30 protein-coding genes are annotated in these 26,572 nt (G+C 44.2%); 16 read left to right on the forward strand and 14 right to left on the reverse strand.

From position 1 onward, the window contains the following. Positions 1 to 58: 58 nt before the first annotated feature. Complete coding sequence (locus ICN38_RS08755; protein WP_216256679.1) at positions 59 to 1,234, reverse strand: hypothetical protein; 1,176 nt, start codon at positions 1,232 to 1,234, stop codon at positions 59 to 61. Between the two features lie 136 nt (positions 1,235 to 1,370). Here ICN38_RS08755 and ICN38_RS08760 point away from each other — a divergent pair, with 136 nt between their 5' ends. The 4 genes from ICN38_RS08760 (at position 1,371) to ICN38_RS08775 (ending at position 4,918) form a co-directional block, all read left to right on the forward strand. After that, complete coding sequence (locus ICN38_RS08760) at positions 1,371 to 2,405, forward strand: hypothetical protein (protein ID WP_216256680.1); 1,035 nt, start codon at positions 1,371 to 1,373, stop codon at positions 2,403 to 2,405. A 132-nt stretch (positions 2,406 to 2,537) separates the two neighbouring features. After that, on the forward strand, positions 2,538 to 2,819 hold the full coding sequence (locus ICN38_RS08765) for a transcriptional regulator (protein ID WP_216256681.1): 282 nt from the start codon (positions 2,538 to 2,540) through the stop codon (positions 2,817 to 2,819). Between the two features lie 519 nt (positions 2,820 to 3,338). Further along, entirely contained in the window at positions 3,339 to 4,178 is an 840-nt protein-coding gene (locus tag ICN38_RS08770) for a hypothetical protein (RefSeq protein ID WP_216256682.1), read from the forward strand. Further along, entirely contained in the window at positions 4,175 to 4,918 is a 744-nt protein-coding gene (locus ICN38_RS08775) for a hypothetical protein (protein WP_216256683.1), read from the forward strand. Before ICN38_RS08770 ends, ICN38_RS08775 begins: the two co-directional genes overlap by 4 nt. Before the next feature lie 172 nt (positions 4,919 to 5,090). Here ICN38_RS08775 and ICN38_RS08780 read toward each other — a convergent pair whose 3' ends face one another. The 3 genes from ICN38_RS08780 to ICN38_RS08790 form a co-directional block, all read right to left on the reverse strand. Then, positions 5,091 to 5,303, reverse strand: a complete 213-nt coding sequence (locus ICN38_RS08780; protein WP_216256684.1) for a hypothetical protein — start codon at positions 5,301 to 5,303, stop codon at positions 5,091 to 5,093. A 95-nt stretch (positions 5,304 to 5,398) separates the two neighbouring features. Continuing rightward, positions 5,399 to 6,310, reverse strand: a complete 912-nt coding sequence (locus ICN38_RS08785; RefSeq protein WP_216256685.1) for an HNH endonuclease — start codon at positions 6,308 to 6,310, stop codon at positions 5,399 to 5,401. Between the two features lie 288 nt (positions 6,311 to 6,598). Then, positions 6,599 to 7,639 (reverse strand): nucleotidyltransferase domain-containing protein, encoded by a 1,041-nt coding sequence (locus tag ICN38_RS08790; protein WP_216256686.1) that lies wholly within the window; start codon positions 7,637 to 7,639, stop codon positions 6,599 to 6,601. 246 nt (positions 7,640 to 7,885) lie between these two features. Between ICN38_RS08790 and ICN38_RS08795 the strand changes: the two genes are divergently transcribed. From ICN38_RS08795 to ICN38_RS08805, 3 genes are read left to right on the forward strand one after another with little or no spacing between them, the layout of a single operon-like run. Continuing rightward, positions 7,886 to 8,587, forward strand: coding sequence for a helix-turn-helix transcriptional regulator (locus tag ICN38_RS08795; protein ID WP_216256687.1), 702 nt, complete (start codon positions 7,886 to 7,888; stop codon positions 8,585 to 8,587). Beyond that, positions 8,584 to 9,144, forward strand: a complete 561-nt coding sequence (locus tag ICN38_RS08800; protein ID WP_216256688.1) for a DUF6036 family nucleotidyltransferase — start codon at positions 8,584 to 8,586, stop codon at positions 9,142 to 9,144. Before ICN38_RS08795 ends, ICN38_RS08800 begins: the two co-directional genes overlap by 4 nt. A gap of 42 nt (positions 9,145 to 9,186) precedes the next feature. Next, positions 9,187 to 9,531: a hypothetical protein gene (locus ICN38_RS08805; RefSeq protein WP_216256689.1), complete on the forward strand. Its 345-nt coding sequence runs from the start codon at positions 9,187 to 9,189 to the stop codon at positions 9,529 to 9,531. Between the two features lie 172 nt (positions 9,532 to 9,703). Here the strand turns inward: ICN38_RS08805 and ICN38_RS08810 are convergent, their stop codons facing one another. Together ICN38_RS08810 and ICN38_RS08815 are read right to left on the reverse strand one after the other, a co-directional pair. Then, positions 9,704 to 10,276, reverse strand: coding sequence for a hypothetical protein (locus tag ICN38_RS08810; protein ID WP_216256690.1), 573 nt, complete (start codon positions 10,274 to 10,276; stop codon positions 9,704 to 9,706). A gap of 92 nt (positions 10,277 to 10,368) precedes the next feature. Further along, complete coding sequence (locus tag ICN38_RS08815; protein ID WP_216256691.1) at positions 10,369 to 11,244, reverse strand: nucleotidyltransferase; 876 nt, start codon at positions 11,242 to 11,244, stop codon at positions 10,369 to 10,371. A gap of 469 nt (positions 11,245 to 11,713) precedes the next feature. On the opposite strand from ICN38_RS08815, the gene ICN38_RS08820 reads away from it, so the two are divergent. Together ICN38_RS08820 and ICN38_RS08825 are read left to right on the forward strand one after the other, a co-directional pair. After that, complete coding sequence (locus tag ICN38_RS08820) at positions 11,714 to 12,319, forward strand: 3'-5' exonuclease (RefSeq protein ID WP_216256692.1); 606 nt, start codon at positions 11,714 to 11,716, stop codon at positions 12,317 to 12,319. 595 nt (positions 12,320 to 12,914) lie between these two features. Then, entirely contained in the window at positions 12,915 to 14,846 is a 1,932-nt protein-coding gene (locus ICN38_RS08825) for an acyltransferase family protein (protein ID WP_216256693.1), read from the forward strand. A 105-nt stretch (positions 14,847 to 14,951) separates the two neighbouring features. Here ICN38_RS08825 and ICN38_RS08830 read toward each other — a convergent pair whose 3' ends face one another. Genes ICN38_RS08830 through ICN38_RS08845 form a run of 4 tightly spaced genes read right to left on the reverse strand, consistent with a single transcriptional unit; the run spans position 14,952 to position 18,552 of the window. Further along, positions 14,952 to 16,109, reverse strand: coding sequence for a class I SAM-dependent methyltransferase (locus ICN38_RS08830; RefSeq protein WP_216256694.1), 1,158 nt, complete (start codon positions 16,107 to 16,109; stop codon positions 14,952 to 14,954). Then, a complete protein-coding gene (locus ICN38_RS08835) occupies positions 16,110 to 16,967 on the reverse strand; it encodes a pirin family protein (protein ID WP_216256695.1) in 858 nt (285 codons plus the stop codon). A gap of 22 nt (positions 16,968 to 16,989) precedes the next feature. Further along, complete coding sequence (locus ICN38_RS08840) at positions 16,990 to 17,541, reverse strand: carboxymuconolactone decarboxylase family protein (RefSeq protein ID WP_216256696.1); 552 nt, start codon at positions 17,539 to 17,541, stop codon at positions 16,990 to 16,992. 9 nt (positions 17,542 to 17,550) lie between these two features. Then, positions 17,551 to 18,552 (reverse strand): tripartite tricarboxylate transporter substrate binding protein, encoded by a 1,002-nt coding sequence (locus tag ICN38_RS08845; protein WP_216256697.1) that lies wholly within the window; start codon positions 18,550 to 18,552, stop codon positions 17,551 to 17,553. Between the two features lie 72 nt (positions 18,553 to 18,624). On the opposite strand from ICN38_RS08845, the gene ICN38_RS08850 reads away from it, so the two are divergent. The 7 genes from ICN38_RS08850 (at position 18,625) to ICN38_RS08880 (ending at position 24,983) form a co-directional block, all read left to right on the forward strand. Then, on the forward strand, positions 18,625 to 19,395 hold the full coding sequence (locus ICN38_RS08850; protein WP_216256698.1) for a sulfurtransferase: 771 nt from the start codon (positions 18,625 to 18,627) through the stop codon (positions 19,393 to 19,395). 110 nt (positions 19,396 to 19,505) lie between these two features. Beyond that, positions 19,506 to 20,513, forward strand: a complete 1,008-nt coding sequence (locus tag ICN38_RS08855; RefSeq protein WP_216256699.1) for a tripartite tricarboxylate transporter substrate binding protein — start codon at positions 19,506 to 19,508, stop codon at positions 20,511 to 20,513. 25 nt (positions 20,514 to 20,538) lie between these two features. Continuing rightward, positions 20,539 to 21,912 (forward strand): MmgE/PrpD family protein, encoded by a 1,374-nt coding sequence (locus tag ICN38_RS08860; protein ID WP_216256700.1) that lies wholly within the window; start codon positions 20,539 to 20,541, stop codon positions 21,910 to 21,912. Between the two features lie 21 nt (positions 21,913 to 21,933). Beyond that, entirely contained in the window at positions 21,934 to 22,908 is a 975-nt protein-coding gene (locus ICN38_RS08865) for a D-2-hydroxyacid dehydrogenase family protein (RefSeq protein ID WP_216256701.1), read from the forward strand. A gap of 18 nt (positions 22,909 to 22,926) precedes the next feature. After that, positions 22,927 to 23,466, forward strand: coding sequence for a chromate transporter (locus ICN38_RS08870; protein WP_216256702.1), 540 nt, complete (start codon positions 22,927 to 22,929; stop codon positions 23,464 to 23,466). Then, positions 23,463 to 23,984 (forward strand): chromate transporter, encoded by a 522-nt coding sequence (locus ICN38_RS08875; RefSeq protein WP_216256703.1) that lies wholly within the window; start codon positions 23,463 to 23,465, stop codon positions 23,982 to 23,984. Before ICN38_RS08870 ends, ICN38_RS08875 begins: the two co-directional genes overlap by 4 nt. Positions 23,985 to 23,996: 12 nt before the next feature. Further along, complete coding sequence (locus ICN38_RS08880) at positions 23,997 to 24,983, forward strand: tripartite tricarboxylate transporter substrate binding protein (protein ID WP_216256704.1); 987 nt, start codon at positions 23,997 to 23,999, stop codon at positions 24,981 to 24,983. 46 nt (positions 24,984 to 25,029) lie between these two features. Here the strand turns inward: ICN38_RS08880 and crcB are convergent, their stop codons facing one another. Genes crcB through ICN38_RS08900 form a run of 4 tightly spaced genes read right to left on the reverse strand, consistent with a single transcriptional unit; the run spans position 25,030 to position 26,556 of the window. Then, positions 25,030 to 25,407, reverse strand: coding sequence for a fluoride efflux transporter CrcB (crcB, locus tag ICN38_RS08885; protein WP_216256705.1), 378 nt, complete (start codon positions 25,405 to 25,407; stop codon positions 25,030 to 25,032). Between the two features lie 10 nt (positions 25,408 to 25,417). Beyond that, entirely contained in the window at positions 25,418 to 26,197 is a 780-nt protein-coding gene (gene ygiD / locus ICN38_RS08890) for a 4,5-DOPA dioxygenase extradiol (protein WP_216256706.1), read from the reverse strand. A gap of 9 nt (positions 26,198 to 26,206) precedes the next feature. Further along, positions 26,207 to 26,344 (reverse strand): hypothetical protein, encoded by a 138-nt coding sequence (locus tag ICN38_RS08895; RefSeq protein WP_216256707.1) that lies wholly within the window; start codon positions 26,342 to 26,344, stop codon positions 26,207 to 26,209. Positions 26,345 to 26,388: 44 nt separating this feature from the next. Beyond that, positions 26,389 to 26,556, reverse strand: a complete 168-nt coding sequence (locus tag ICN38_RS08900) for a hypothetical protein (protein ID WP_216256708.1) — start codon at positions 26,554 to 26,556, stop codon at positions 26,389 to 26,391. Positions 26,557 to 26,572 lie beyond the last annotated feature (16 nt).

The raw sequence follows: 26,572 nt of genomic DNA on the forward strand, positions 1-26,572 counted from the left end.
GGAGGCCAAATTGATCAAAAGAAGGCCGAAATTCCTGCATTTTTTTCTTTTTTTGTCGCTATTTCAAGTTAAATTTCTCGATCCAGCGACCCGCCCGTTTTGCGGACATATTGAGGGGGTCCAGCGAGTTAACTTGGTGCATCGCCCATGATCGCCACTTCTTAAAACCGGGAATTTCTTTGCTTGCTGCATTGGATTTTTGATCAAGAGCTTCTATTAGATCGCGCATTTTTTGAGCCCTAATGATGTCTTTCAACGCTTGATTCATTAAATCCATTCGCATTTCGATCAGACGTTCCGTTTCTTTTCTGCGGCGAAGGGTTGCCTTAGCCTTTCTTTCGGCTATCTTTGAAATCGCATCATTTTTCTTGTCGACCTGTCGCTGATGTAGCCAATGGACATGATCTCTCTTGCGCTCTTCAATATTCATCAAAAGCTCAATTGCAAGATCTCTTAGAATTTCTGGGGTGATGTCCACATATTCGCGATAGTCTTTGTTCTCAGACATTCGATCCTGATCGCTTGTCCAACTAAAACCATAGGCTTTACCTGGAGTACTCTTCCTGCGATAGAAGTGGTTGCCATCATCAAAACACACAAATCTAAAGTAGTGATATTTGCCATCCATATCCACGCTCATGGCCTGTGTTCTGGGGCCATGAACCTTCACCCTAAATCCTAGTTTCTCAAAATACGTAAAAAAGCTATTGAGCGCACTAAGCAATCTTTGGCCTGTGGGATGTTGATATCTAGGCTTATAAATGCAATATTTTTCTTTTGCGATAGCTGCGTCGTAGCCCAGTAACTTTTCGGTAATTGGATGGGGTTTTGAGATGGTTTTTGGAATGGGGATTAAAGGCACGAGCGATTCAATCTGTGCCCTCACCTCATCAATCGTCTCATCAAATTTTGGCGGGGAAGGCAATTCCATTTGAGCGAGCTCTTCCTCAGTTTGTTCCGTCTCATCGTAGTAGCCATATCGCGCACTATTACCACCACCAATATGGACAAATTGAGATTGAAACGGATATAAAGTTGGCAATTCAGTCTTAACCACCTTCTTCCCGTTGGCTAGCTTTGCCCAGTAACCTAAGCCAGGCGTAGGGACCTGAGCGGCTTTGCAGATCTTTTTAAGTCCAACATCGGATAGCTCAAATTCAGTTGCAAGTTGCGTCATGGGCTTGGACCATACAAGGTCGTACATCTCTTGCCGAGTTAGCGTTTTGGGTGTCATATTCGCCTTTCAATCTGATCTTGGTCTATTAAATTCTAGCGGGCAAAAAAAGTACTTTCCCTGTCAAATATGGCTTCCGAACCCGGCTAAACTATCCAAATACTTCTAATTCCTATTATTTGATATGGGCGCCGATATGTCTGATTTTCTTCTAGATCCTGACTCAGAATGGGAAGACCCCTTTAATGACTACCTGTATCTGAGCGGTTTAAATGATTTGCATGAAGCCTTCATGTACATCAAGGATTACGAAGATCATGACAAAGAAATAAAACAAGAGCTCCTTATGGCCACACTAAAAGAGGTGGGGTCAATCAAAGTAATTAATTCAAATAGCCCAGCAATCGCTGAAGAAGTGCCGCTTTTGGGATATGAATTTAATAAGCTCTATCAAGACTGGTACCAATACCTTGGATACCTTGTAGATCCAAAGAGTAATGACCAAACGGAGCTTCCCAATACTCGAGTTTTAGTCGACCTTGCGCAATCAGAGCTAACCATAGCCAAACTCTTTAATAAAAAATATCTTCATTTTCTTGATGAAGGCAATGAATTGGGATGGCTAGCAATTAATGGGGATTCACTCTCACCGTTTGAAGATATTGAATATAGTTGTGAGATATGGAGAATGAATGCAACTGATGCGCAGTTGCTCCTAGAGCATCTTCATACAAAGGGCAGACTTGAAAGCATTATTAAGTCCAATCAAGGTTTGGGCCCATCCCCCATCTACACCTCCTCAACACTGCTACCCGATGCGCTGATGATTGGGCTTGGCCTTGCCAAATTGGCAAACGCGAATGCAATGGTAGCTAACGGCGATATTGAGGAGATGGCCGACTCGCTTTATGAGGCAAGTCAGGTTCAGAAGATGGTCGCTAAGAGCCTTGTTCGAAAGCGATCCGATGGTGAAATGAGGGAAAAGTTTGCCCTCTATGGGGGCAAAGGTAAGGCTGCACGTATGAAGAAGTTGGATGAACTGAGGGCCTATGTCATAGAACTGGCCCTCCCATTTGGCAATCAAAGTGCGAACTCGATTGCTTATGAAATTCAAAAACCAGTACTCGATAAATCCGAGGAATTAGGAGCTAAGCTGAGTAAGTTTAATGTGCAGCGAACCATTCAAAATTACATCTTGGATTATCGAAAAAAATATCCGTTTACCCCCTAAACGGACCGTTAAGCCCCAGCGAGTAACTTTATGACTGGCTTAACGGCATTCTAAAAAGACTAGCAAAAATCCATACTGACTCTACGCACTGATTGGCCATGGTGGCCTTTCCAGTTACATGGAGGTAGTAGGATGTCAAAGTCTAAAAATGAAGTAAATGTAGTTAATCCCAAAAGCGAATTACCCATTGATGGGTTCTCTCGTTGGGGTGATATCAAGCACATTGTCCCGGTGAGTAAAGAAAAGTGGCGCCAGCTTTCCAGAGATGGATTTGCCCCACCGATCATTCGATTTGGGTTACGTTGCTCCTTTCAGGAGAACCGCGAAATCCTTCGCTGGTTATCCGACCCACTGAACTATCGCGCTAAAACTAAAGGTGTGGACACGCTTCCTCAAGGGATGGTGGCAGCATGAAAACCACCTCTTTTTTTAGCATCGCTACCCTACCCCGTTCAGGGGTTTGGGGAGCAGAGGATTGCGGGGAGCCGAACAGCTTCGTCACGTTCAGTGACAAGCGTCAGGAAAAATTGCCCCAGCAATTTAGCGAGCCCACGAGCGATTTCCTGGTTTGGGGGCGCAGCCCGTGCGCCGTAGCAAGTCGTCAGACGAAGCGAGGCTACCCCCGTCAGAGAGAGTCGGAGATCGCCTTAAGGCGAGATTCGAATCGGTCAGGGATTTTCCGTCAGGAAAAGATCTGCGATGAGGGGGGTAGCCTCGGTTTCCGAGGCGCACCCCAAGCGCAGCGCGGAGCATTCGCTAGAGCTTGCGTCCAGCAAGCAGCACCAAACTACCGTCAGGCCGCGTCCAGCGGGGCGACAGCCTGTTTTGTGCGTTCTAGCGAAAGCATTTTTTCACCGAAAAAATCCGCATTTGAATTACTGCGCTCTATTGCTACTAGCCATTGCTATAGCCAGTCCAAAGGGAGTAGCAATCATGCATAGCAATACCAAACGCAAAGATCCAAGAGCTGGCAAACCCTTAAGTGAGGCGCGCAAAATGCAATTGCAAGAACAGCGCAAAGCCAAACTCGGTGAGCTCACACCGAATCAGTATGCCAAAGAACGTGATCTGAAGTTGCTTCGATGGGTCTGGCGATGGGGCTACTCAAGCAAGGTGATGTTGCAAGAACTTAGTGAATCGTCTCGCCATGGGATCGTCAATCGCTTGGTCAAAAACAAACTCTTAATGGAGACGAAAACCGAGAGTGGCACTGTGATAGTAAGCTTTTTTACCCTCACGGAAAACGGCCTTGCTGAAGTGGAACGACAGGCAGACCGCTTACATTTTTATCCCTATCTCGATCCCTATAAAGTTCGCCAGAACACCTTACGTCACGACTTGATGGCGCAAAGCTATACCCTTAAAAATGTACTTTCAGGGAGAATTCTGGGATACCAAACTACCCTCATGATGCGAGCCCGGTCTTCGCGCCATGTTAAGGAACCTGATTGCGTTTGGAAAATGGCGGATGGCGAAGTGATCGCCATTGAAATTGAGTTGACCAAAAAATGGGATCGAGATTTTGATGACTTCCGAAGAAAGGTAGTTCGCGCGCTCGATAACGATAGCCGCATTACCCGATTCGTGTTGGTCACCGATTCCAAGGCGATCGCACGGTCGTATACCGAGGGCATGAAGCCGGGCACCATGGTTCCCCGCTGGAAAAAAAGTGTCCATGGCAAATGGGAGAACGATGGCTACTTTGAAATCCCCGAAGAAATTGGCTATGGCCCAACAAGTCGCTTTGTCACTTATTTGATGGAGTCAAAATGAAAGAAATTATCTTGGTAATCATAGGCGCGATCGTCTTGGTGACCGGCTTAGAACCCTACATCAACTCAAATAGCCAATACCTTGCCGAAAAGGCAAAGTCTGATCAGGCAATCCAGGATCTGGGGTCTCAAAAAGCAGCCCGCAAAGCCGACCTAGAGTATATGGATCAAGTGGTTGAAATTGCCAATGCCTGCGCCACCATTCCATTTGATTTTTGCCCGGATAAATGGACCGATCAAGCTGTGGTGAATTCTTATGCTCAACAAGGAATTGTAGGACTACCGGGATGGCGGTATTACAGCATCCTCAGCTTTGCTTTTGTATTGAAGATCTTGAGTGTCTTTTTCTCGATCTTTGCAGTGGTTAAAGCTTGGGAATGGTTTAACGCACCTCCAAAGCGAAAAGTAATCGAAGCCCAAGCGACCATTGACAAAGGTGAGCAATGGGAAAAGTCCATCAAGGCTGAAATGGCGCCCGAAAGAAATGCTGTACTGCGGGATATAGAGTGCTTCAAAGATGCAAAGATCAAGATGCTGGAGGAAAATGCCGCATTAATTAGCGAAAATATTTCACTTAAACTCGAAGGTGATCAACTCAGAATCGAAAATCAAGAGCTACGGGATGAGCGCGTAAGAGAAGCGGAGGCCTCTAGAAAATTGAATATTCTTTTTGATAAAAAAGAGGATCCACCAAAATCAGTTGATCGCGATGACGATGCTGATTTCATTAGTCATTTCTAATTGGGGATCCCCAAATGACCTAAGACCTCAGATTTTGGCTCTGCGGTTTCTTTCCTCAAACTCAATAGCCTCTTGCAAAAGGACTTTTTGCCTCTCAGTCTCTTTAATGCGCTCTATTAATTTCCTTCCAGTTATGACTTGATTTTCGGATAGGAGAGATTCAAGGGTGGGCTTAGATTTCTTCTGGGAATCTTTCACGAGTTTCCTTCTCTGCCTGACCGCTCTCTATTAGCGCAGCTTTCCTTGCGCTATTAGTTCCATACTTAGCAAAGCGAGCTTGATCTGCATGCATTTGAGTTAGCTCGCGCTTAAAATCTTCCGCGAGTGAAGTCGATCTTTGGGGTTGCATGCAACCCACAAACTCTAGATTAGATTTATCGCTCATCATTTAATTCTAGGCGCCACTCCCAAAGGCTACAGTTACCTAGCGTCACTTATTATGATGATTATCCTCATCATTTCATGATTTTTGAGTGTTTTTTATACGAACCCATGCTTTTGACGATGATATTCAAGATATGGAATATTACGAGGATCTACCCTTTTGAGTCTATTGCCCTTAGTGAGGCCGATGCTTTTCAAGTCATCGTCAGTTAGCGCATTGCCTACCAATAATTCACCGCCATCCATAAATGAAATTAGCCCCCGATCAAACAATCGATCAATTGATGCCGCGAGTAAAAATCCGTTATACGGATCTAAACGCTCTTTATTTGTACTGTTTTTCCAAGGCTTCGCATGGGACGCTGTTAGTACATCAGATATTGCGCAACCGGTTACCGCGCATCTACTGCCCCAGATTTTCATAAGACCCTCCCTGTATCTGCCTTGACCTATGCGCGCAAAGATTAATGCCTCCCTTTGCGTGCCGGGAATGTCTTTGCATAATGGGTCGGCATCAATTTCCTCAGCTGCCGCCTTAAGTTCTAATGCAGAACTTGAATCTTCATCTATCAACCACTTTATTAAAATCTTAAAAGCTTCTTTACTGCCGATATGCACAAGCCTTGGTCGTGCAGAGGGCACTAGTGATGGGGTACGGTCCTGCACAAGGAGGGCACTGTTAATATTCTTTCCATCAACTCGCGGATATTCCTCTCGCACCTCAATGTCAGCCTTTAAGATGCAATCATTTACGTCCTTTTCTGGAAACCGCTGCCCACCACAGGAGGTAAATGGCACATAACAACTCACGGCCTTCGCTGCAGATTCTTTCGCAGATTGTTTAGCAGGGGGAATTGCAAGTTCCAAACTTGATCCCGGGATTCTAAATATTACAGCTTTAGTTTCTTCCCTCAAATACTCAGAGCCCTTAAATGCCAGTGGAAAAAGCACTTCCCACTTAAGGGTTATAAAACAATGATCAATTGCCTCTTTATCAGACCACCCCATATGATTTGCACTCCCCATTTGATATGAATAGTTGTAGGCGCCAAAAAAATTGAATCAAGTTTCGATATAGCTTAAAACTCTTTGAATCTTACGTTACCCCTCAAATATAGGCAAAACAAGTTATTTATAAAAGGTATGCCCCAGCTGATCATCCGCCGGAATTAGCCATGTAAGTACAGTCTTGAACTTAGCAGTCATTAATAAAGTCGGCAAACTCTAAATTTAGGCCACTTAAAACCGGTAGTTTCACAACTGAGATTCACCCAAGATCAATTTCCTCACTCAACTTCATTGCCGAGGCTGAATAATTTTCCGAGTACCCGCGCTATCGACTGCAATCTTATCGGCAACTACTGATGGGAACACCTTGATATCCTCAAAGCTATATTGCGGCAAATGGCTGTTAATCAAATCAACCACAATGCGGGCTTGACTAGTATCACGTATGCGCTTACCCGGCTCTCGATCGGCTTGATCGGTCATCCATAACTTAAATAAAGCAAAAGCTCGGGGATCAACTGTATTCATCCGCGCCATCTTGCCGCTAATGCCGACCACTATCTCACTAAATTTGGGGGCGCTAAGCAACCAATCTGCATTGCGCGCTTTTACTACCCAAAAATCATCATCTAAAGAACTAAAACGGCCTGGCTCAGCATCACTGCCTTGGCCCATGCGGCGCAAAATATCTACTTCGTAGCCATCTTTATTAACGGCGGTATAAAGCTGGTCATCACGAAGCATGAAGGATGGATCAATACCTTGAAGAAAACCCAGCATACCGCCAGCAAGGGTATTTTCTTGAGTAAATAAGCTGAGCTTTTTACGGTTATCCCACAGCAAGTCCACATCCCGTGTTGCTAGATGAGCTTCATTAAGACGAACTCCAGCAGCCGTCTCATAGGCATACAGTGAATTAGTGCCAATAATGGTGAACTTGTCAGATAGGCCGACATCATTCAATCCGACCAAGATATCAATAATGATGTTGGGTGTTCTGCCTATTCTTAGTGCTCTGTTTAGACGTTGGTGTTTCGCTACCGCCTGCTTAAGGCCAGAAGTGAGTTCTGCCGCGCGCGCTTTGCCAGCAGTAAATTTGTCGTAGATGGCTTGCGTTTCAGCGCTTTTGGCACCAAGGCCGGTTTGTCCACCTCTTGTAGTGGTGCGTACCAGATATTCTTTACCCTTAACGGTTTTCCAAACCATTCCACCACGAAACTCTGCCGACCGTAATTTAGCCTGCTCTAAAGCGGTAAATGCGCTTTTCGCATCAATATATTGCCGGATGGAATCTTCGGAAAGATCCACTATTTCCAAGTTATTTTGCATTTTATTAAATTACTTGGAAAATTAGCTTTTGTCAATCTAAGGCCCCGGACGTTATATTTACCGCCTATAAATTGGCTTTATCCATCATGATCTATTTTAGGTGTGATGAATGGCTACGGCAAAAAAGCCCAAGAACATCGATATCACCACCAGAACACAGCTTTATGAACGGTTTTCAAATGATCGGTTGATTATTTGATCAATATATTGACCAAATTAACAGCTTATGATTAAAATAGTGACCAAATGACCGCTTCTGAACTTAGCCCCATCCTAGAGCGCCAGTTGCTATTGCAACTAGGCGATCGCATTAAGCACTTACGTAAAGCGCAAGGGCTTGGTACGGTCGAAGTATCTGCGCGCGCAAAGCTCACCCGTAATACTCTACGATCCATTGAGGCAGGCGACCCGTCTCCTTCTATCGGCGCTTACCTACGAGTGATGTCGGTTCTGGGCGTTAGCGGAGAGTTAGCGCTTTTGGCGGGCGATACGATGCAAGCCGCTCCCGCTGGATCGGCAGGAGCAAGGTCTAGGCGGATTGCCCCTAACGTACAAGTACGCGTTTTGCCAGATAACGCCGGGCACCGACTTCAAGATCTACAAAGCCTTGCTCTGCATGAACAAGCTGTTCAGCTAGTAAAGGCTGATCCTTCATTGCTACTACAAGCTCAAGACACCCTAGAGCGTTGGCTTGCTACTGGCGATTCTCGCTCAGCTGGCCTATGGCGTGAATGGCAACTGATCTTAAGTGCAGGCTCTTGGCGTAAAGTGCTTGGCCGCACGAGGCATGCCCAGCAACTCAGACAAACTTCTCCACTAGTAACCGTTCTTCCAGATGAAGTGCGCCTTCGTATTTTGAAGGATGTGAGCGCGCTCAAAAAAGGAGTGGTATTTGGCAGCTCTATAACTGGCACCCAAGATGATGAAGCCTTTAAGGATGAGCCATGACACGAGAAGAGCTAGAGCACATCATTCGCGCCAGCGCTGATGTCACAAACCAATATGAATTTGTGATCATCGGCAGCCAGTCAATGCTAGGCCAAGTGCCCAATCCAGAAAAGGTCTTCACCGTTTCTATGGAAGCGGACATCTATCCACGACAGGCCCCTGATTTAGCAGATGAGATTGATGGCGCAATTGGTGAAGGCTCACAGTTCCACGAGACTTATGGTTACTACGCACAAGGTGTGGGACCAGATACTGCAATATTGCCAAAAGACTGGATGACGCGCGTCCATCGTGTGCAAAACAACAATACCAATGGTCGAGTGGGGTACTGCCTGGATGTACTGGATCTCTTTCTTGCAAAAGCTGCAGCAGGGCGAGACAAAGATCGAGAGTTTTGCATGGCACTACTAGAGTACGCCTACCTTACGCCCGCACAAGCACTAGAGTTGGTGTCGACTATGCCGCTCGATGATGATGTGCAGCGAACGCTACGCGCAACGATTCGACGCTGGGCCAAAGCATTACGAGATGCGGGTCACCCCATTCCAGAAGAGTGAGGATCAAAATATTTCCAGCTTATGTACATTGGATTCAGGCAAGTGCCGCAATATTTCACAACGAAAGAAAATATGTTTAATGACCTTCTGGGAAAACTAGAAAAGCTAGACCTCAAACTAAGCCGTGGGTATGACAATCATCAAGAAGCTACTCATGCATTAATTATGGATGCTGAAAAATACTTTATGACTGAATATGGCATGGTTGCGCCTTGGGAAGCAAAAGAGTTAGAGGCAGCCAAAAACTTTACAGACTCTAACTGGCTTAAAGCGGCAACCCAGGCAATCGCCAACGCTTTAGTTGTATCTGAATATAACGATGATGAATATTGGGGTGGCTATACATATACTAATAGGGATGCGAAAAGAACCGCTCGACGAATGTAATTAAATTACATTCGATTTTGGTAAAGAATGCATGGGCCTCAAAAGCGGACGCTTGAATTGGTAACTATCGAAAGCGGCTACCGACCCAAAGGCAACAGTCAGGACTTTGGAAAGCGGACCTTCAACATTTGAATAACCGGCGCCAGCACAGCTGACGTACGCGTTGAGCGAATTATTGGCGTCGATTTTCATCTTCAGTCACAGGGTGATCCCTAAAATCATCTGGAAGTTCTTCGAGCGATTCTTCTGCGTGATACTCAAGAATTATTTCACCTTTTGTTAATCTTTCTGTCCAATATCTGCCGACGAGCTTTAGCTTTGGTTTTTCAACTATCTTAAATACTGCCGTTCCATCATGAGGAATGCTTCTATCACTCAAGCTTGTTCTGGGCTTGCTAGTATATGAGTATGCTATGTTTTTAATTTGCCGATCTGGATCGATTAGGAAGCCCTCAGAATACGAAGAACTTTCCATTTCTCCCGTGCGCATCATGCAGCTAATGTGGAAGAATGACTGATTTACAGTGAGCATTACTGGTATTGGAGGCGGCTTTTCTCCAGTGTTTGGATTTTTCCATTCCGAGTATATAAAACCCAACCAGCTACCATTTAAATTGGGGAAGGGAACAAGCCACCCTCTAAACATCTTTAGCTTCCATCCCCATTTGACGAAAATTGCAATTACTAGCAAATCAATAGTCACGACCTTTGGAACAAGCCCAAAGAAGTCTTTAACCTTTGACATATCCAAACCGCTAACGTACGCGAGAGAAAACCAAGCTATTGCTGATAAGCCAACCAGCAAATAAAGCGAGCATTTAATAGTTATATTACGCATTATTTGAATCCAAAGTAATTCCAGGCTGCTATAGCAAATTCGCGACCATCCGCGCGAGTCCATTTTTGTTCCGAGTGAAATAGAAAAAAGCATTCATTCGCTTCTAGCCAACGGCCCTCGCTAGGCTCGTCACCTTGCAGATTATCCCAAATATAAAAAAGAATGGCCCGTAGATAATCAGTCCAGGTTGAATGCAAATACACATGGTTTGGGCAGTTGTAGGCCAAACATTCGATGAAGAAAGATGGAAGCTCTCGGAATGTTCCATCTGCTGCCATTGCGTTTTCAATTCTCTTTAGTAAGCGCACCCCTTTTTTATACGCATAATTGGTTACGTTATTTTTGGCGGTACCATTTTCCATCTGCTGGTCAGGATAATTAACAATGCTGCTACCATCCTTTTTAAATATTTTGGTTCCATCCCTCGTGCCGTATTTCAAGTAATAGCCATAGCTAAAACATGGAACTACGTCTGCATCCACGCGCGCCGAGCTAGAATTAATTTGTATTGCAGTGGAACCTGACGAGTCTACTTGCCCAGGAAAATTTGCCATCATCGCAGCTATAAGTTCAGACCGCAATTTTGATGGAGTCCATATACCTTCATAGGGCTTTCCAGGTAAATGATTACCTTTCTCTGACTCTTCCCAATATAAAACGTCCGTGCACTCCACAGCGATATCTACGTCACTATCTGAACGCACGTTCGTGTTATTCGCATAAGAGCCTTTTGCAAAAACCTTTAACGAACAATTATCGAATGGCGCATGCGAATTTATCGCATCACGAATCATTCGCTCAGTCCTATCTTGCTTATCCTTCTCCGTATCACTAGAAGGGCTCGTCCAACCAGATAGCTTTTCTTCCAAACTCATACAGATCCTTCAAACGCTAACAGTGTTTATACGGACGCAGAGGCCACATAACAATTGATATTGCTGACGCCGGATTTGTTGACTTAAATCCATGGTTTTTAGTATAACAACTTCAATATGCTGGGTAACTGGCGCTAAGTAATATCTGCTTTCGAAATGGGTAACCAAGGGTCCGCTTATGACCGGACTGAGACGGTCAGGCGCCTCAAATATCCTATCTTGACTGGCTAAAATTAACCCCAAAGTAGTCGTTGCAATCCATGGGCGAAATACGTACCCAGACATAAGCAAACATTTCCCTTATCTATAAAAGTCAAAGGTTGGAAGGCGCACTCTTTTTTTGAATGCCCTTGACAAAATTTCTGCATCAGTGATTCATAGATCAAAATATGCTGATTTGTTTTATTTGACTCTTTTAGCCTCGGCGTCTAAATTACTTAGTCATATCAATTAATAGCAAAAGATTTAAATGAATAAAGAGCAATGTTATTTCGCACTTGATCTGGAGCTAAATAATGCCGAGGATAATTCCACCTTAAACCCAAAGATCATTCAGGTCGGAATGGCCGTAGGAAATTATCATGACTACATCAATCAATCCTTGGCTACGTATAAATGGTTCCTCGATCCCAAAGAGCCTATTTTTGAATTCATCACCCAACTAACTGGAATTAGTGATCAGGATATTTCAGACCACTCGGTTCCGCATGAGCAAGTCGCCAAAGAAATTGGAGAAATCATCACTGCGCGTAATTGTTTTCTCAACCCCATTACCTGGGGCGGTGGCGATTCACTTGAGTTGAAAGCAGAATTTAAGGATCGGGGCATTAGCTTTCCTTATTTTGGCCGCAGATGGATCGACGTCAAAACTTGGTATAGCCTGCATATGCTGGCGATAGGCAAAAAACCAAGCGGTGGCTTATCCTCCGGTCTCGGTTCTTTTAAGCTCCACTTTTTAGGCACACCTCATAGAGCCGATGATGACGCCCTCAATACATTACGACTTTTCTTTGAAATTTTACAAAGACAAAATCAAATCTATCAACTGGTGACTGATGCGAAGACTATTGGGTGATGACATCTTGATAGAAGCACCTGGTTAATTTGATGAAGCGCATTATTTAATTGAGTTGAGCTACCAACAACTGCTGCATCCTAATTTTCAAAATCTTAAATTAGCCCTACCGAATCTTTTTCTTTAAAAGACTTATTAAGGCGATCCTGGCCAAACTTAGGCAATCGTTATCAGTCTTAATTAGGTAGAAATCGAGTGGCAAATGCGCTAAGATTGTTCTAAGTTTTATGCATGCAACCGTCCGCAATTTTGGGATATGCGGTCACGGGTTATTTTTTGGGACAGGGGGCACTTTTGGGGGTACTCGTTTTTTTTTGATTTCACTATTTATATAAAAATCAAATAGATATAGAAATCTTCTAGTTCCCGCCGACCCACCATTATTAGTAGTAGCCTTAATAGCTTTAGCAAAAACCCCTTATAGACCAAAACTGTAAGGGGTTTTGTTTTAAGGGGCGGGATAAATTTCTCAGGAAGCTCTAGAATGTTCACGGCTTTAGCTTTCTTAATAACAAATGATCATTTGATAAAAACCACATAAATCAAATAATTTCTCGCCACTAAATTCTCGCAATCGATCAGTAAAGATACATTCATGACTTCAAAATATCGTCCTGATATTGATGGCCTTCGAGCAATAGCAGTTTTTGCTGTTGTGGGCTTTCATGCATTTGGAGTAATGGGTGGATTTACAGGCGTTGATATATTTTTTGTTATCTCGGGATTCGTAATCTCAACTATCATTTTTGAAGATTTTGAAAACAAGACGTTTACCTTTAATGACTTCTATCAAAGAAGGGTCAGGCGCATTTTTCCATCATTAATATTAGTTCTTGCAGCTAGTTCAATTTTTGGATGGTTTTTTCTATTTAGCGATGAATATAAACAGCTGGGTAAGCATATTGGGGCGGCCAGTGGATTTTTATCTAACTTAGCTCTTTGGAATGAGAGTGGATATTTTGATACAGGGGCAGAAAAAAAACCATTTCTACATTTGTGGTCATTAGCTGTTGAAGCGCAATTCTATTTCTTTTGGCCCATCTTCATTTGGGTCTTATGGAAATACAAGACTAATAAATTACTCATTCTCTTCATTGTTCTTGCCATTTCATTTGGATTAAATGTTTGGAATATTTTCAGTGATAGTACTTTCTCTTTCTATTCACCCTTAACTCGCTTTTGGGAATTGTTATGCGGCTCTGCTCTAGCCTATTTGCTTATTTTTCAACCGCAATTTTCAAAGGTGCTGGACTCTAGATCAAATTTAATTAGCATCCTTGGCGCACTTTTAATGTTGGGAGGATTAGCCTTTTTAACAAAAGAACTAGACTTTCCTGGTTGGTGGGCTTTGATACCGGTATTAGGTGCTGGTTTAGTTATTGCAACTGGAAGAAGCAGTTGGATTGGTAGGAAAATTCTTTCGCACCCAATTCTGATTTGGTTTGGATTAATTAGCTTCCCCTTATACCTATGGCATTGGCCCTTACTATCATTTGCGCGGATCCTAGGCGACCCGCCTAGATCATTAATAATCACGCTTATTTTGGCGAGTATTTTGCTCGCTTGGCTTTCCTATAAATATATTGAAAAGCCCATTCGACGCGGTGGCAATAAAAATATAAAAACAGTCATCTTATGTTTCTTATTGGCCTTAGAAGGCCTCTTTGGTTTGTATATTTATAAATCTGAAGGTCTCACTGATAGATTGAATCACATAGAAAGTTGGCAGATATCGAATAGCATTCATAGTCAATTAGACTGGCCGGAGACTAATAATAAAACCAAGGAATGCACTAAAAAGTATGGGGGAGATCAATATTGTTTAATTTCTAATATTGATAAGCCACCCACTGCAGCAATTATTGGTACCTCTCGAGCAAATGATTTTTATTTCGGCCTAAGTGAATATATCCAACATCAAGGCGGCAACTTACTTTTATTGGGCGCAGGAGGATGTACTCCTTTTTTCGAAATAGACCTCATTAAAAATTCAGCTGCCCCCAATTTAAATTGCTACCAAAGGACAAAAGATTTGTATCGGTTCGTCCTCGAGGATGCCAATATTAAAACGGTATTTATAGCGTTTAACCATAATGCACCGTTTAGCAATGACTACATCATGCTAGATAAATTAGGGCAGATTACCTCGGATAATAAATATCAAAATATAGTACAAGCCTTAGTTCGCACCATTAAAATGTTACAAAATAATAATAAGAAGGTTGTCCTACTTTACGATCTCCCCAATTTAAATAGAGACATTAAAGAATGTGCTTTAGTGAGACCTTATTTTGAAAAGGCTAAATGCAGTACCAAGGATGTGGCATTTGTGAATGATTTTGATCAATATGAAAAGATGATTTCAGAGGTTCAAGGTAAAACTGGCGTCAATGTATTTAGAGGCAATCAATATCTAGCAGGAATTTTCCCAATCGATCGGGATGAAAATTTATATTACCGAGATGCTACTCATTTGACTTATCGCGGATCTATGTTTTTTGCAGATAAATATCAATTTACCTTCTAGATCTTGAGACATACAAACTATCTGGGTGTGAATCCTGCTAAAAAAGATAAACCCCTCTGATTTCATAGGGGTTTTGATTTTCTTGCTGATTGCTCTTGCTTTTACTTATTGAGCAGCTAGCCGCCACAGTGAAGTGACTTCTTTTGATCTGGCAGCATGCAAGGCATCTGTTTTATCAAATGCTTTTGGATGATGTGGCTTATTATCGCGATGCTCGAGTACTCTTAAACCAGCCTTATCAATCCATTCCAAGAGTTCATCTCTAGAGCGTAAGCCAAGATGCTCAGCTAAATCCGAAAGAATCAGCCAGCCCTCGCCACTAGGTAGTAAGTGCTCTTTAAGCCCATCTAGAAAACCTTTTAACATTTGGCTCTCAGGGTCATACACGGCATGCTCTAGAGTGGAACTGGGTCTTGCGGGTAACCATGGTGGATTACAAACAATTAAAGCTGCTTTTTCTGCTGGGAATAAATTGGTTTTTAAAATCTCAATCTGAGATTCCAAGCCTAGGCGACTGATATTGTCTTGTGCACACGCAATTGCACGATCATCTTGATCAGTGGCAATAATCTGCTTGATTTCTCGCATTGCTAACACTACTGAAAGCACCCCAGTTCCAACACCAATATCAAAAGCGATGGAATTTTTCTGAATAGCTTTAGGTAAAGGTGATTTAAGAACCAGTTCAATGTACTCCCCGCGAATCGGTGAGAACACGCCGTAATGTGGATGGATGCGAATTTCTTGGTCATCCCTCGCCAGAATCGGAACACCCTTCTTACGCCACTCATGAGCGCTAATCACACCCAATAGCTCGCGCAAAGAAATAATATAGGGTTGATCTTGCTTCCCATAAGCCTCTGAGCAAGCATAAGCGACCTCAGGAGCCCGTCTTAATGAAATACTGTGGTCAGCATTCACCTGGATGAGCAACATCCCCAGAATACGCGCACGTTGAGATTGGGAGAGGCGATGAAGATTGAAGGTATCTAGTGAACTTTTGCTTTTTTCTTTTTCAAGCCGATCTACTCTGTGGGATTTTTTGGAGGGTTTATCTACTCTCCTAACTAGCGCCTGTAATAGTTGGCGTGCATTCTGAAAATCACCCCGATAAAGCATCGCAGTACCCTCACAAGCCAATCGATAAGCAATATCAGCAGTGAGAGTGTCGTCAGCCAGAACCACTTTTTGGTGAGGTCTAATACCATTCTCAGAATGCCATCGAGCGTTAAGCTGTTCGCCGCCCTCTTCCCATTGGATCATCTATTGAGCAATCACAAAGCGGTTATTTTGATAATCATCAATCGCTTGTTCAATTTCAGCACGAGTATTCATGACGAAAGGGCCATGTTGCACGATAGGCTCATGCAAAGGTAATGCAGCCAGCACAATAAATTGAGCGCCAATACTGCCAGCTTTTACTTTCAAGAGATCCCCATCCCCTAGTACGATCGCTGCCTGCTTTGATGCAACTTGCATAGGGCTACCAACTTCAAGATCACCTTCATAAATATAAATAAACGCATTTTGTTCTTTAGAAATATGGTGCTCGAATTGCGTATCGGCTGGTAAATGCACATCCAAAAATAATGGTGCAGTAGTAATGCCCTGTATTGGGCCTTGAATGACTTTTTCATCACCTTCAAAGCTGCCCGCAATCACCTTAACTGATCCGCCATTGTCTAAAATCACTTGAGGGATATCTTCTACCTGAATATCTTTATAAGCAGCGGGCTTCATTTTTTCTGCTGCAGGCAAATTAATCCATAACTGAAAGCCACGCATTGCACCGCTAACCTGCTGCGGCATTTCAGAATGGATAATGCCGCGCCCTGCTGTCATCCATTGCACGCCACCCGTTTTCAGGTGTCCCAGATTACCTAAATGATCCTCATGCAACATGTGACCCTCAAGCATGTAGGTCACTGTCTCAAAGCCTCTGTGGGGATGTGCGGGAAAGCCAGCAACATAATCATTGGGATCGTTTGATGAGAACTCATCGAGCATCAAAAAAGGATCTAAACGCACTTGCTGTTGACCTCCTAGGCTACGACGTAGTTTTACTCCCGCACCATCGGAAGTGGCAATACCAGGAATAATGGTTTGAATATTGCGAATCATACTTTTGAAGTCACGTTTTCTATTAGGCTGGCGGATGATCTTCAGGGTTGACATCCAAAGCAATTAAGAAACGGGACACCATGTTGTACGCAGCAACGACTGTTACTAGCTCTACAGTATCGGTGCTACCTAATTCTTTTTGTAGGCGCCCCATTAATTGAGGGTCTACCTGAACATTCCGCGTCATTTGATAAGTTAAATCAACCGCATCATTTTCCAATTGGGTAAATAGACTCCTTAGAAAGCTTGTCTGCCCAATGAGACGCAATGCTTGGACTTGCTCTTCAGTACCACCGGCTTTTTTAAATGGTGGGGCATGATGAAAGAATTCATACTCAGCACCATTCAAAACAGCTACACCACACATAGCCAACTCTCGCAACTTTGGATCTAAAGAAAGATTGTTACGTATCGCTCCGATGAAATGATTCCAGCCTTCAGCAATCGGTACGCTATGTAAGAGCATGCGATCTAGATTGATAAAATCACCGCCACGCCTTTTACGAATCGCAGCAACTAACTCAGCTGGTTCAGCCAAATCCAATGGCTGATAAGGAATTAAACGTTCTGACATAAAAGCTTTCTATTGACCAGTTTCTTTAATATTGTTCTCAATGACAAACTTACCCCACATGCCAATTTGTTTGCCAATAAAATTGTTTAGTACCTCTGGATTTCCAGCCACAATATCAATGCCTTGTGCTTTCAATTTATCGGCAACAGCGGGAGTCTTTAATGCTTTGGTCACCGCCTGGTTCATCGCATTCACAATGGCTGGAGGTGTTTTACCAGGGGCAAGTATCGCCCACCACGCTGGAGCATTAAAGCCAGGGAAGCCACTCTCAGAAATGGTTGGCACATTAGGTAATGCAGCAGACCGTTTAGTGGTCGTGGTAACCAAGGGAATCAGACTGCCACTTTCAATGTGTGGTTTAACTAAAAACTCCGAGCCTATTGCCAATTGTACTTGACCACCTAAGGCATCCTGCATTAATGGTCCACCGCCGCGATAAGGAATGTGGTTCCAGTCAAAACCGGCTTGCTTAGCTAAGCGAGCCATTGCTAAATGCCCCAGACTTCCAATTCCAATTGAGCCATAGCTAAATTGCTTGCCTGCTTTTGACATCTCTACCAGTTGCTTGAAGCTAGTAATGCCAGAAGACTTGCTAGCCACTAGGACCATTGGAGACGTGCCAATTAAGGTCACTGGCGCAATATCTTTGATGGTGTCATAGGGAAGCTTGTCTTTTAAACTAGGATTCACCCCATGGGTATCAAAGACCACCGCAAAAGTGTAGCCATCGGGATCTGACCTAGTCATAGCAGCCGTACCAATTACACCAGATGCGCCACCAATATTTTCAACAATCACATTTTGTTTTAACTCAGCCTGCAAAGCGGGTGCCAGAATACGTGCAACCTGATCAACCGATCCGCCAGGCGGAAATACTGCGATTAAGCGAATGGGTTTTTGAGTGGGCCAAGTCCCCACGCCCGCAGATTGGGCATTTACTAGATTACTGGCACTAAAGGCTAACAGCCCTAATAGAACGGCTCTTTTGGCTATTTTTTGAAAAACCTCCATGGATCATCTCCTCCAAATTGAAGTCCCAAGATTACCACCCCATTGGCCAGCTTGCCTGATAATAGATAGACTATGAAGCCGATTTTGAACATTGCTGCCTATTTGTTCGTCAGTCTGGATGACTTACCAGCGCTGCGCACCAAAATGCTCGAGGAATGCAATGCCCGTGAACTGAAAGGCACCATTTTGCTGACGGGCGAAGGAATCAATCTGTTTCTTGCAGGCAAGACTGTAGCCTTACGTGGCTTTTTGGATTGGCTCAGAAGTGATTCTCGTTTTAGCCTTCTTGAGGCTAAAGAAAGTTGGTCTGATGATCAGCCCTTTAAAAAGATGCTGATCAAGCTCAAAGCTGAAATTATTCGTATGAATCATCCAAGCATTCGACCAGAATCTGGTCGAGCGAATTTCATCACGCCTAAAAAATTACAGGAATGGCTAGATCGTGGTACAGATGATTTAGGTCGCCCAGTAGTGATGCTCGATACTCGCAATGCATTTGAGGTGGAGTACGGCACCTTTGAAAATGCGCTGCACTTTAATATTCAAAAGTTTACTGAATTTCCAGAAGCTATTACTGCCCATAAAGAACAGTTAGCTGACAAAACCGTTGTCAGTTTTTGTACTGGTGGAATTCGCTGTGAAAAGTCAGGACTCTATATGCGCGAAATTGGCATGGAGCATAACTACCAATTAGAGGGTGGCATTCTGAAATATTTCGAAGAAGTTGGCTCAGCCCACTACCAAGGATCGTGCTTTGTATTTGATCAGCGAGAAGCTTTGGAGCCTGACTTAGACTCCATTTCCTTTGAAGCATCCAATCGCAAAAATATTAAAGTCAGTTAGGCAGATTTACCCACTAAAGTCATGCTTTTCTCCTGAGAAAGTATTTGCCATAAATAGTAGAATTACCAGATCCACAAGAGTAATCCATAAAAATAACCTAGGCCTGAAAAATGTTCATTACCCCTAATCGGCAATTGCCGATTTTTTTATCATCCCTGACCCTCGCTGCTCTCACTTTAATCACCAGTTTAAATGTGCATGCACAAGCACCCACGGCTACTCCTTACCCAACTAAACCGATCAAATTAATTGCTCCGGTTGCTGCGGGTGGAGGTTTAGATAATATTGCCCGAACCTTAGCAGAAAGATTATCGCGCTCGATTGGCCAACAAGTTGTTGTTGAGAACATGGGTGGTGGTGGTGGTTCGATCGCATCACAAGCCGTGGCAAAGGCACCAGCTGATGGCTATACCCTCATGGTGGCTTATGTTGGTACCCATGGAACAAATCCTGCTGTGCGCAGATTACCTTACGACGCAATCAAAGATTTCACTCCCATTGGCATGATTGGTGCTACGCCGAATGTGCTTGTAATAAACCCAGATTTGCCAATTAAAAACTTTAAAGAATTTATCGATTTCGCGAAAAAGAATCCTGCAAAACTTAGTTATGGTTCAGCAGGACCGGGAACGCTAACTCACTTAGGCATGGAACAACTGAAGTTGGCTGCCGGTATTTTCATGGTGCACGTTCCTTATCGCGGTGTAGGTCCTGCCTATACAGACTTGCTGGCTGGTCAAACTCAGGCAATGTTTCCAACACTTTTTGCAGCGCTTCCTTATATCAATACCAATCGGGTTCGTGGTTTAGCTGTGACAGGCGCAAAACGCAGTAGTGCAGCACCCAATATCCCCACTTTTAAAGAGCTTGGCTTCAATGGCTTTGACGGACAACAGTGGTACGGTGTTGTTGGCCCAGCCAACCTCCCTCCAGCAATTACAGCAAAGCTTAATGCGGAGCTTAATAAAGTATTAGCGCTGCCAGAGTTCTCTGAAAAGATGACTAGCGAGGCAATGACTTTAATGCCAATGACACCACAGCAATTTGCCAACTACATCAAAGAAGATATTGCACGCTGGGCCAAAGTGGCCAAAGACCGTAATATCGAAATCGAATAAACCCACTTCAGAAATAGGAAACTATATGTCACACGCTATTGCAGCCGCAGCAGATCTCAATGCGCCACCAGTCACTAAAATATTAGCCGAATTTGTTACTACTCATCCAAGCCAAGGATGGACACCAGAAGTCGAACATGAAGCCCATCGGACATTTCTCAATTGGCTTGGCTGTGCAATTGGCGCTGCCAATCATGAAAGTGTTGAATCTTCATTAGCTGCTATCCGTGAATTTCAGCCTGCCCCACAAGCAAGTATCCTCGGGCGCAAAGATAAAGTCGATATGGGTGGTGCTGCCTTAATTAATGGTATTAGCTCGCACACTTTTGATTTTGATGACACCCACCTCAAGACTGTTATTCACCCTGCAGGACCAGTTGCCTCAGCAATCTTGGCTCTTGGCGAGCATACGAATGCCAATGGCCGTCAAATCATTGACTCACTCATTCTCGGAATTGATGTTGCCTGCCGCGTGGGTAATGCAATGTATCCCGATCACTATCATCGCGGTTGGCACATTACTGGTTCTACAGGAATGTTAGGCTCAGCTGCTGCTTGCTCACGCTTAATGGGTCTTGACTTGCAAAAAACCACGATGGCCTTAGGGATTGCCGCCTCTCAACCAGTGGGTATGCGTGAACAATTTGGCACGATGACTAAGCCATTTCATCCAGGTGGCGCAGCTCGTGCAGGCCAGCTGTCTGCACTCTTGGCTAAACACGGCTTTACTGCAAGTTCTAAAGCACTGGAAGCAGGCCGTGGCTATATGCAAACTGTGTCCACTAAATGCGACTGGTCAGAAATAGATCGCGCCCTCGGAAAATCATTTGAGATTTCTTTAAATACTTACAAGCCATTTGCTTGCGGCATTGTGATCCATCCCGCTATCGACGCTTGCGCCCAGTTGCGCGCACAAGGAGTCAAAGCAGAAGATGTTGAGCGTATTGAATTACGTGTGCATCCACTGGTCTTAGAATTGACTGGCAAAAAGACCCCGAAAGATGGACTAGAAGGCAAATTCAGCGTTTACCACGGATGTGCTGTTGGATTAATCTTTGGTCAAGCCGGTGAAGGTGAATATGCTGACGATATCGTCAATCGCGCTGACGTTGTTGCGCTACGCGGTAAAGTAAATGCTACAACAGATACTTCCATTAGCGAGGCTTCTGTCGATGTCAAAGCCTTTCTCAAGGATGGTAAAGAAGTGCACGTATTTGTGAAGAATGCGATCGGCTCAGTTGAAAACCCGATGAGCGATGCCAACCTAGAGCAAAAGTTCACTAGTCTTGCTGAACCTATTATTGGTAAAGAAAAGGCAAGTCAACTGATTTCAGCACTTTGGAAATTAGGCCAAGCGTCTGATCTAAAACAAATCATTCGCCTTTGTACTCCAGACTAAGCACTCAAAAAGCGCATTACTATGACTTCGCCTAATATCGTCATCCTGGGAGATTATGAGCGCGCACTGCGACGCTTCTCCAACTGGGACAAGCTTGATGCACTTGGAAATCTCACCATTCATCATGAGCCATTACGTGACGAAGCTTTATATGAAGCAGTAAAAGATGCAGATGCTATTGCGATTGTGCGTGATCGCGCTCCATTGAATGAGGCGATGATTGCACGCTTACCAAAGCTAAAGTTTCTGATGTTTACTGGTGAGCGTAACGGTACGCTAGATTCTGCGGCCTTAGTTGCTCGCAATATTCCCATCGGTGTCACTCCTGGTGGACCCTCTAAGGAAACGACCGCCGAACTGACTTGGGCTTTAATTCTGGGGGCCTCTAAACGCATTGTTGAAGAAAATAAACTCATTTCATCTGGTGGATGGCGCGATGAACTATCAGTACTACCAATGCTTGCTGGAGAGCGCCTTGGTGTCATGGGCCTTGGATCGATTGGTAGTCGAGTAGCGCGTGTGGGTGCAGCATTTGGCATGGAGATAGTAACCTGGAGTCCGCGTATGACGCCTGAGCGCGCTGCAACTGAAAATGCAAAGTCCGTCAGCCTGGAAGAATTACTAAAAACTTCTAAGGTGGTCACCATGCACTTGGTTGCAGGGCCTGGTACCAAGGGCCTCATCTCAGCCGATCAACTTGCACTCATGCGCCCAGATTCTATTTTGGTGAATACCTCACGCTCAGCCCTCATTAATATGGCAGATCTTCAGATAGCCTTAAAGACTGGATCACCCGGTCAAGCTGCGGTAGATGTTTTTGACATAGAACCACTTCCCGAAAATGATCCGCTTCGCAATACACCCAACTTATTGGTAACTCCTCATTTAGGCTTTATTGCAGAACCTATTTTTGAAACATTCTCAAAAGGCATTACTGCAACACTAGAAGCTTGGTTAGAAGATAGGCCTATTCCACATCCTTTTAAGCCTCAATAAGAAAAGCCTCGTCCCATCTTGATTCAGCTAACTCCCCTACAGCTCTTCATTAGCTTTAGCAAAATTGGTATGTCAGGTTTTGGTGGTGTATTGCCATGGGCAAGACGTGCCTTGGTTGAACGTGACAAGATTCTGACTTCAGAGGAATTTAGTGCGATTCTGGGCATCTGCCAAATTGTTCCCGGCCCCAATATTGTGAACTTAGCCGTTTGTGTAGGCTCACGCTTTGCTGGTGCTAAGGGTGCATTAGCATCAGTAATGGGGCTAACGCTCGGGCCCATCTCCTTGGTAATGCTCTTAGCAGTGTTATATGACCACTACAGCTATTTAGACTCTGTCAAAGGTATCTTGCGCGGCATCTCTGCTGTGGGCGTTGGCTTGATTGCCTCTACTGGCTTTAAGATGTTGCGTGATGAGTTTCGTTATCCAGCAATGCTGTTGGTAGTCTTCATCACCATACTAGCCGTGTGCTACTTTCACTTGGGTTTAGGTTGGGTAGTATTGATTGCGTCGCCTCTTGCTCTATTTTTAGCTTGGAAGAAAGCTCATAAAGTATGAGCATCCTACTAAGTCTATTTCTTAAAGTTTCTGCTCTTTCTCTAGTAGCCTTTGGTGGTGTTAATGCACTCCTTCCTGTACTACTGAATCTCGCAGTCAATCAGGAGCACTGGATAGACCTTCAGACGTTTTCAGATTACTTTGCAATAGCGCAAGCAGCGCCTGGCCCAAACTTTATGACAGTCACCCTCTTGGGTTGGCATATTTATGGCGCGATAGGTGCATGTGTGGCCACCCTAGCGATTGCTTGGCCATCCTCGATTTTGATTTTTTACTTACAGCGCCTTCTCTTGGGGATGAAAGATCCCCATAAAAAACAATCCATCCAATATGCAGCAGCAGCACTAGCAATTGGCTTGGTTCTATCCTCGGCATGGCAGATTGCCTTACAAATTAACCATGGCGTAGCTGCTTATGCCTTGACCCTAGCAACAATTGCTTTTACATTACTCACACGCTGGCACCCTTTGTACCTCATTGTCTTAGGTGCTGTTTTAGGCTTATTAGGTTTTGTCTAAATTGGATCTTTTATGAAATTCTCAAAATCCCTTGCATCTACTCTTCTGGTATTTGGTGCGCTGAGCATCATTCAAAGCGCCGCAGTTCTGGCGCAAGATAGCTACCCCAACAAGCCTATTAACTTTATTGTTCCTTATGCTGCTGGTGGTGGCGCTGACTCGCGCAGTCGACAGATGGCTCAGAAAATGAGTGTCATCCTCAAGCAACCCATTATTGTGGATAACAAACCTGGTGCAGGTGGCAACATCGGTACAGAAATGATTGCACGTGCAGCGCCAGATGGATACACCATTGGCATGGGTAATTTTGCCCCGATGGCCGTCAATAAGACTCTCTTTACCAATCTTCGTTATGACCCAGAGAGTGATGTAACGCCAATTGTGCTAATTGAAAAAGGACCACTTGTACTGGTCGTCAATCCAAAATCGCCATATAAAACTCTACAGGACATTATTAATGCTGCCAAGGCTAAGCCTGGTGAATTAACCTTTTCTTCTGGAGGCATTGGCGGTAGCCATCAACTCTCAGCAGAAATCTTTAAGCAAAGTGCTGGCATTGACATGATTCATGTGCCATACAAGAGTGGCTCAGCAGGCCTTACAGATTTAATGGCAGGCAATGTCACGATGATGTTTGATCAAATGTACTCTGCAATGCCCAGTATTAAAGCCGATAAACTCCGCGCCATTGCCATTACCAGCAAGAAGCGCTCTCCGCTATTACCGAATGTGCCCAGCTTTACTGAGCTTGGCTACCCAAAGGTAGAAGTACTGAACTGGCAAGGTTTGATTGCCCCCAAAGGAACCCCTAAAGCAATTATTGATAAGCTCAACGCAGCTGCCAACGAAGCATTAAAGGATCCGCAACTTCGCGAGCTCATGCTCTCCCAAGGCAATGAAATTGGTGGTGGAACACCTGCAGATTTTGCTGCTCTGATTCGTTCAGAATCGATCAAGTGGGGCGCAGTAGTGCGCATTGCAAAAATCAAACCAGAGTAATTCTTTTGAGATCACAACAGGAAGACTCTCGAGGATTCCTGTTTTTTTATTTCAGGGTTTGATAAGTCAAGATACCTAAGAAAGTCAGTACCAAAGATCCAACGAGATGTAAGAGTGCAGTGCCCAGTGCCCATGTGAATTCTCCACGCTGCATAAAGCTCACTACCTCAGCAGAAAAGCTAGAGAAAGTGGTGAGACCTCCTAAAAATCCAGTGATGATAAATAACTTCCATTCTGGAGAGAGGCTGGGGTTGCTGCCAAAGAAAGCCACGGCAATTCCAACTAAGTAGCCCCCAACCATATTGGACAACAGCGTTCCCAGCGGAACGACTGAAGCAGCGCCTATAGTCAGTAAATTAAAGCTGGCTCGCAATAAGGCGCCAAGCCCTGCACCACAAAATATCGCCAGAAAGGATAGCCACATATTTAGCGCTCTACTGTATTGAAAAACCAAGCATACCAATGGAGCTCATCTCGATGCCATCGATATAAATCTTGGCTTGCTCATCAGCCTCTTGGAGCGCTAAGGTATATAAAGCTGGCCAGTAGTGCTCTGGCGTTGGAATCGATAAGTGTGCAGCATCACCGTATGCCTCCCAATGAATGAGTGACTCATGATGATTGGCAAGCATCTCTGAACTAAAAAACGCATTGAAGTCTTGAGCCCAATGTGCGGGCTCTGAATCGGTATGCCAATCGATCATGCGCAGGTTATGAACGACATTGCCAGTAGAAAGAATTAAAATATTTTCATCTCGCAAAGGGCGTAGTTGCTTAGCTAACTCGTAATGCTCTTGAGCGGACTTTGAACCATCTAGACTGAGTTGTACAATCGGAATATCAGCTTTGGGATAGAAGTATTTCAAGACCGACCAAGCACCATGATCAATACCCCATTCATTCTCTTCAAGAACTACTGGAACATTTAATAACTCAGTAATGCGATCAGCAAGTGCTGGACTACCAGGCGCTGGATACTGAATCTCAAATAGCGCCGGTGGAAATCCGCCGAAGTCGTGAATTGTTTTGGGTTTAGCCATTGCAGTAACCCACACTCCACGGGTTACCCAATGCGCCGAAATGACGAGAACAGCATCTGGACGTTTTAATGATTTACCTAACTCAGTCCATGCCGCTGTATAGCGATTAGGCTGTAAGGCATACATTGGACTGCCATGGCCAACAAATACAGCAGGTTGGCGATGGCTAGTCATGGATTCAAATTAACCGAATACGTAACCAGTATGAGCTGCCACTAAAGCAAATAAAATAGCCAAGCTAGTAGCTGCGGCCAACATCACAATCAAAGTAATGATCTTTTTATTAATTTCTTGTTTAGTTTCTTCGTGCCATTCGTTCATGCTCAGTCCTCTTTAAACGCATTGATTAATAGTGTAATTATCCACTATCGACCGCGGCCGGCCTTGCGCATCATGCCTTTTCCGCCGCCAAAGCCTGCTTGAGGCCGTCCGGCTGGGCCAGATGGTCCCTTGGGGACTGGAGGACGTGCTGGTGGCTTTGCAATTACAGGCTTAGCGGGGTTCTTTGGGTCAGGTTTTTTATCGTCAGTCAATTTTTGCTCCTATGGA

The sequence above is a fragment of the Polynucleobacter sp. AP-Melu-500A-A1 genome (genome assembly GCF_018882125.1).
Classification (GTDB): domain Bacteria; phylum Pseudomonadota; class Gammaproteobacteria; order Burkholderiales; family Burkholderiaceae; genus Polynucleobacter.

What these genes read in the sequence shown, in the direction of transcription:
- ICN38_RS08755 (WP_216256679.1), bottom strand. Translation starts at nt 1,234, where the DNA reads ATGACACCCAAAACGCTAACTCGGCAAGAGATGTACGACCTTGTATGG.
- ICN38_RS08760 (WP_216256680.1), top strand. Translation starts at nt 1,371, where the DNA reads ATGTCTGATTTTCTTCTAGATCCTGACTCAGAATGGGAAGACCCCTTT.
- ICN38_RS08765 (WP_216256681.1), top strand. Translation starts at nt 2,538, where the DNA reads ATGTCAAAGTCTAAAAATGAAGTAAATGTAGTTAATCCCAAAAGCGAA.
- ICN38_RS08770 (WP_216256682.1), top strand. Translation starts at nt 3,339, where the DNA reads ATGCATAGCAATACCAAACGCAAAGATCCAAGAGCTGGCAAACCCTTA.
- ICN38_RS08775 (WP_216256683.1), top strand. Translation starts at nt 4,175, where the DNA reads ATGAAAGAAATTATCTTGGTAATCATAGGCGCGATCGTCTTGGTGACC.
- ICN38_RS08780 (WP_216256684.1), bottom strand. Translation starts at nt 5,303, where the DNA reads ATGAGCGATAAATCTAATCTAGAGTTTGTGGGTTGCATGCAACCCCAA.
- ICN38_RS08785 (WP_216256685.1), bottom strand. Translation starts at nt 6,310, where the DNA reads ATGGGGTGGTCTGATAAAGAGGCAATTGATCATTGTTTTATAACCCTT.
- ICN38_RS08790 (WP_216256686.1), bottom strand. Translation starts at nt 7,639, where the DNA reads ATGCAAAATAACTTGGAAATAGTGGATCTTTCCGAAGATTCCATCCGG.
- ICN38_RS08795 (WP_216256687.1), top strand. Translation starts at nt 7,886, where the DNA reads ATGACCGCTTCTGAACTTAGCCCCATCCTAGAGCGCCAGTTGCTATTG.
- ICN38_RS08800 (WP_216256688.1), top strand. Translation starts at nt 8,584, where the DNA reads ATGACACGAGAAGAGCTAGAGCACATCATTCGCGCCAGCGCTGATGTC.
- ICN38_RS08810 (WP_216256690.1), bottom strand. Translation starts at nt 10,276, where the DNA reads ATGTCAAAGGTTAAAGACTTCTTTGGGCTTGTTCCAAAGGTCGTGACT.
- ICN38_RS08815 (WP_216256691.1), bottom strand. Translation starts at nt 11,244, where the DNA reads ATGAGTTTGGAAGAAAAGCTATCTGGTTGGACGAGCCCTTCTAGTGAT.
- ICN38_RS08820 (WP_216256692.1), top strand. Translation starts at nt 11,714, where the DNA reads ATGAATAAAGAGCAATGTTATTTCGCACTTGATCTGGAGCTAAATAAT.
- ICN38_RS08825 (WP_216256693.1), top strand. Translation starts at nt 12,915, where the DNA reads ATGACTTCAAAATATCGTCCTGATATTGATGGCCTTCGAGCAATAGCA.
- ICN38_RS08830 (WP_216256694.1), bottom strand. Translation starts at nt 16,109, where the DNA reads ATGATCCAATGGGAAGAGGGCGGCGAACAGCTTAACGCTCGATGGCAT.
- ICN38_RS08835 (WP_216256695.1), bottom strand. Translation starts at nt 16,967, where the DNA reads ATGATTCGCAATATTCAAACCATTATTCCTGGTATTGCCACTTCCGAT.
- ICN38_RS08840 (WP_216256696.1), bottom strand. Translation starts at nt 17,541, where the DNA reads ATGTCAGAACGTTTAATTCCTTATCAGCCATTGGATTTGGCTGAACCA.
- ICN38_RS08845 (WP_216256697.1), bottom strand. Translation starts at nt 18,552, where the DNA reads ATGGAGGTTTTTCAAAAAATAGCCAAAAGAGCCGTTCTATTAGGGCTG.
- ICN38_RS08850 (WP_216256698.1), top strand. Translation starts at nt 18,625, where the DNA reads ATGAAGCCGATTTTGAACATTGCTGCCTATTTGTTCGTCAGTCTGGAT.
- ICN38_RS08855 (WP_216256699.1), top strand. Translation starts at nt 19,506, where the DNA reads ATGTTCATTACCCCTAATCGGCAATTGCCGATTTTTTTATCATCCCTG.
- ICN38_RS08860 (WP_216256700.1), top strand. Translation starts at nt 20,539, where the DNA reads ATGTCACACGCTATTGCAGCCGCAGCAGATCTCAATGCGCCACCAGTC.
- ICN38_RS08865 (WP_216256701.1), top strand. Translation starts at nt 21,934, where the DNA reads ATGACTTCGCCTAATATCGTCATCCTGGGAGATTATGAGCGCGCACTG.
- ICN38_RS08875 (WP_216256703.1), top strand. Translation starts at nt 23,463, where the DNA reads ATGAGCATCCTACTAAGTCTATTTCTTAAAGTTTCTGCTCTTTCTCTA.
- ICN38_RS08880 (WP_216256704.1), top strand. Translation starts at nt 23,997, where the DNA reads ATGAAATTCTCAAAATCCCTTGCATCTACTCTTCTGGTATTTGGTGCG.
- crcB (WP_216256705.1), bottom strand. Translation starts at nt 25,407, where the DNA reads ATGTGGCTATCCTTTCTGGCGATATTTTGTGGTGCAGGGCTTGGCGCC.
- ygiD (WP_216256706.1), bottom strand. Translation starts at nt 26,197, where the DNA reads ATGACTAGCCATCGCCAACCTGCTGTATTTGTTGGCCATGGCAGTCCA.
- ICN38_RS08895 (WP_216256707.1), bottom strand. Translation starts at nt 26,344, where the DNA reads ATGAACGAATGGCACGAAGAAACTAAACAAGAAATTAATAAAAAGATC.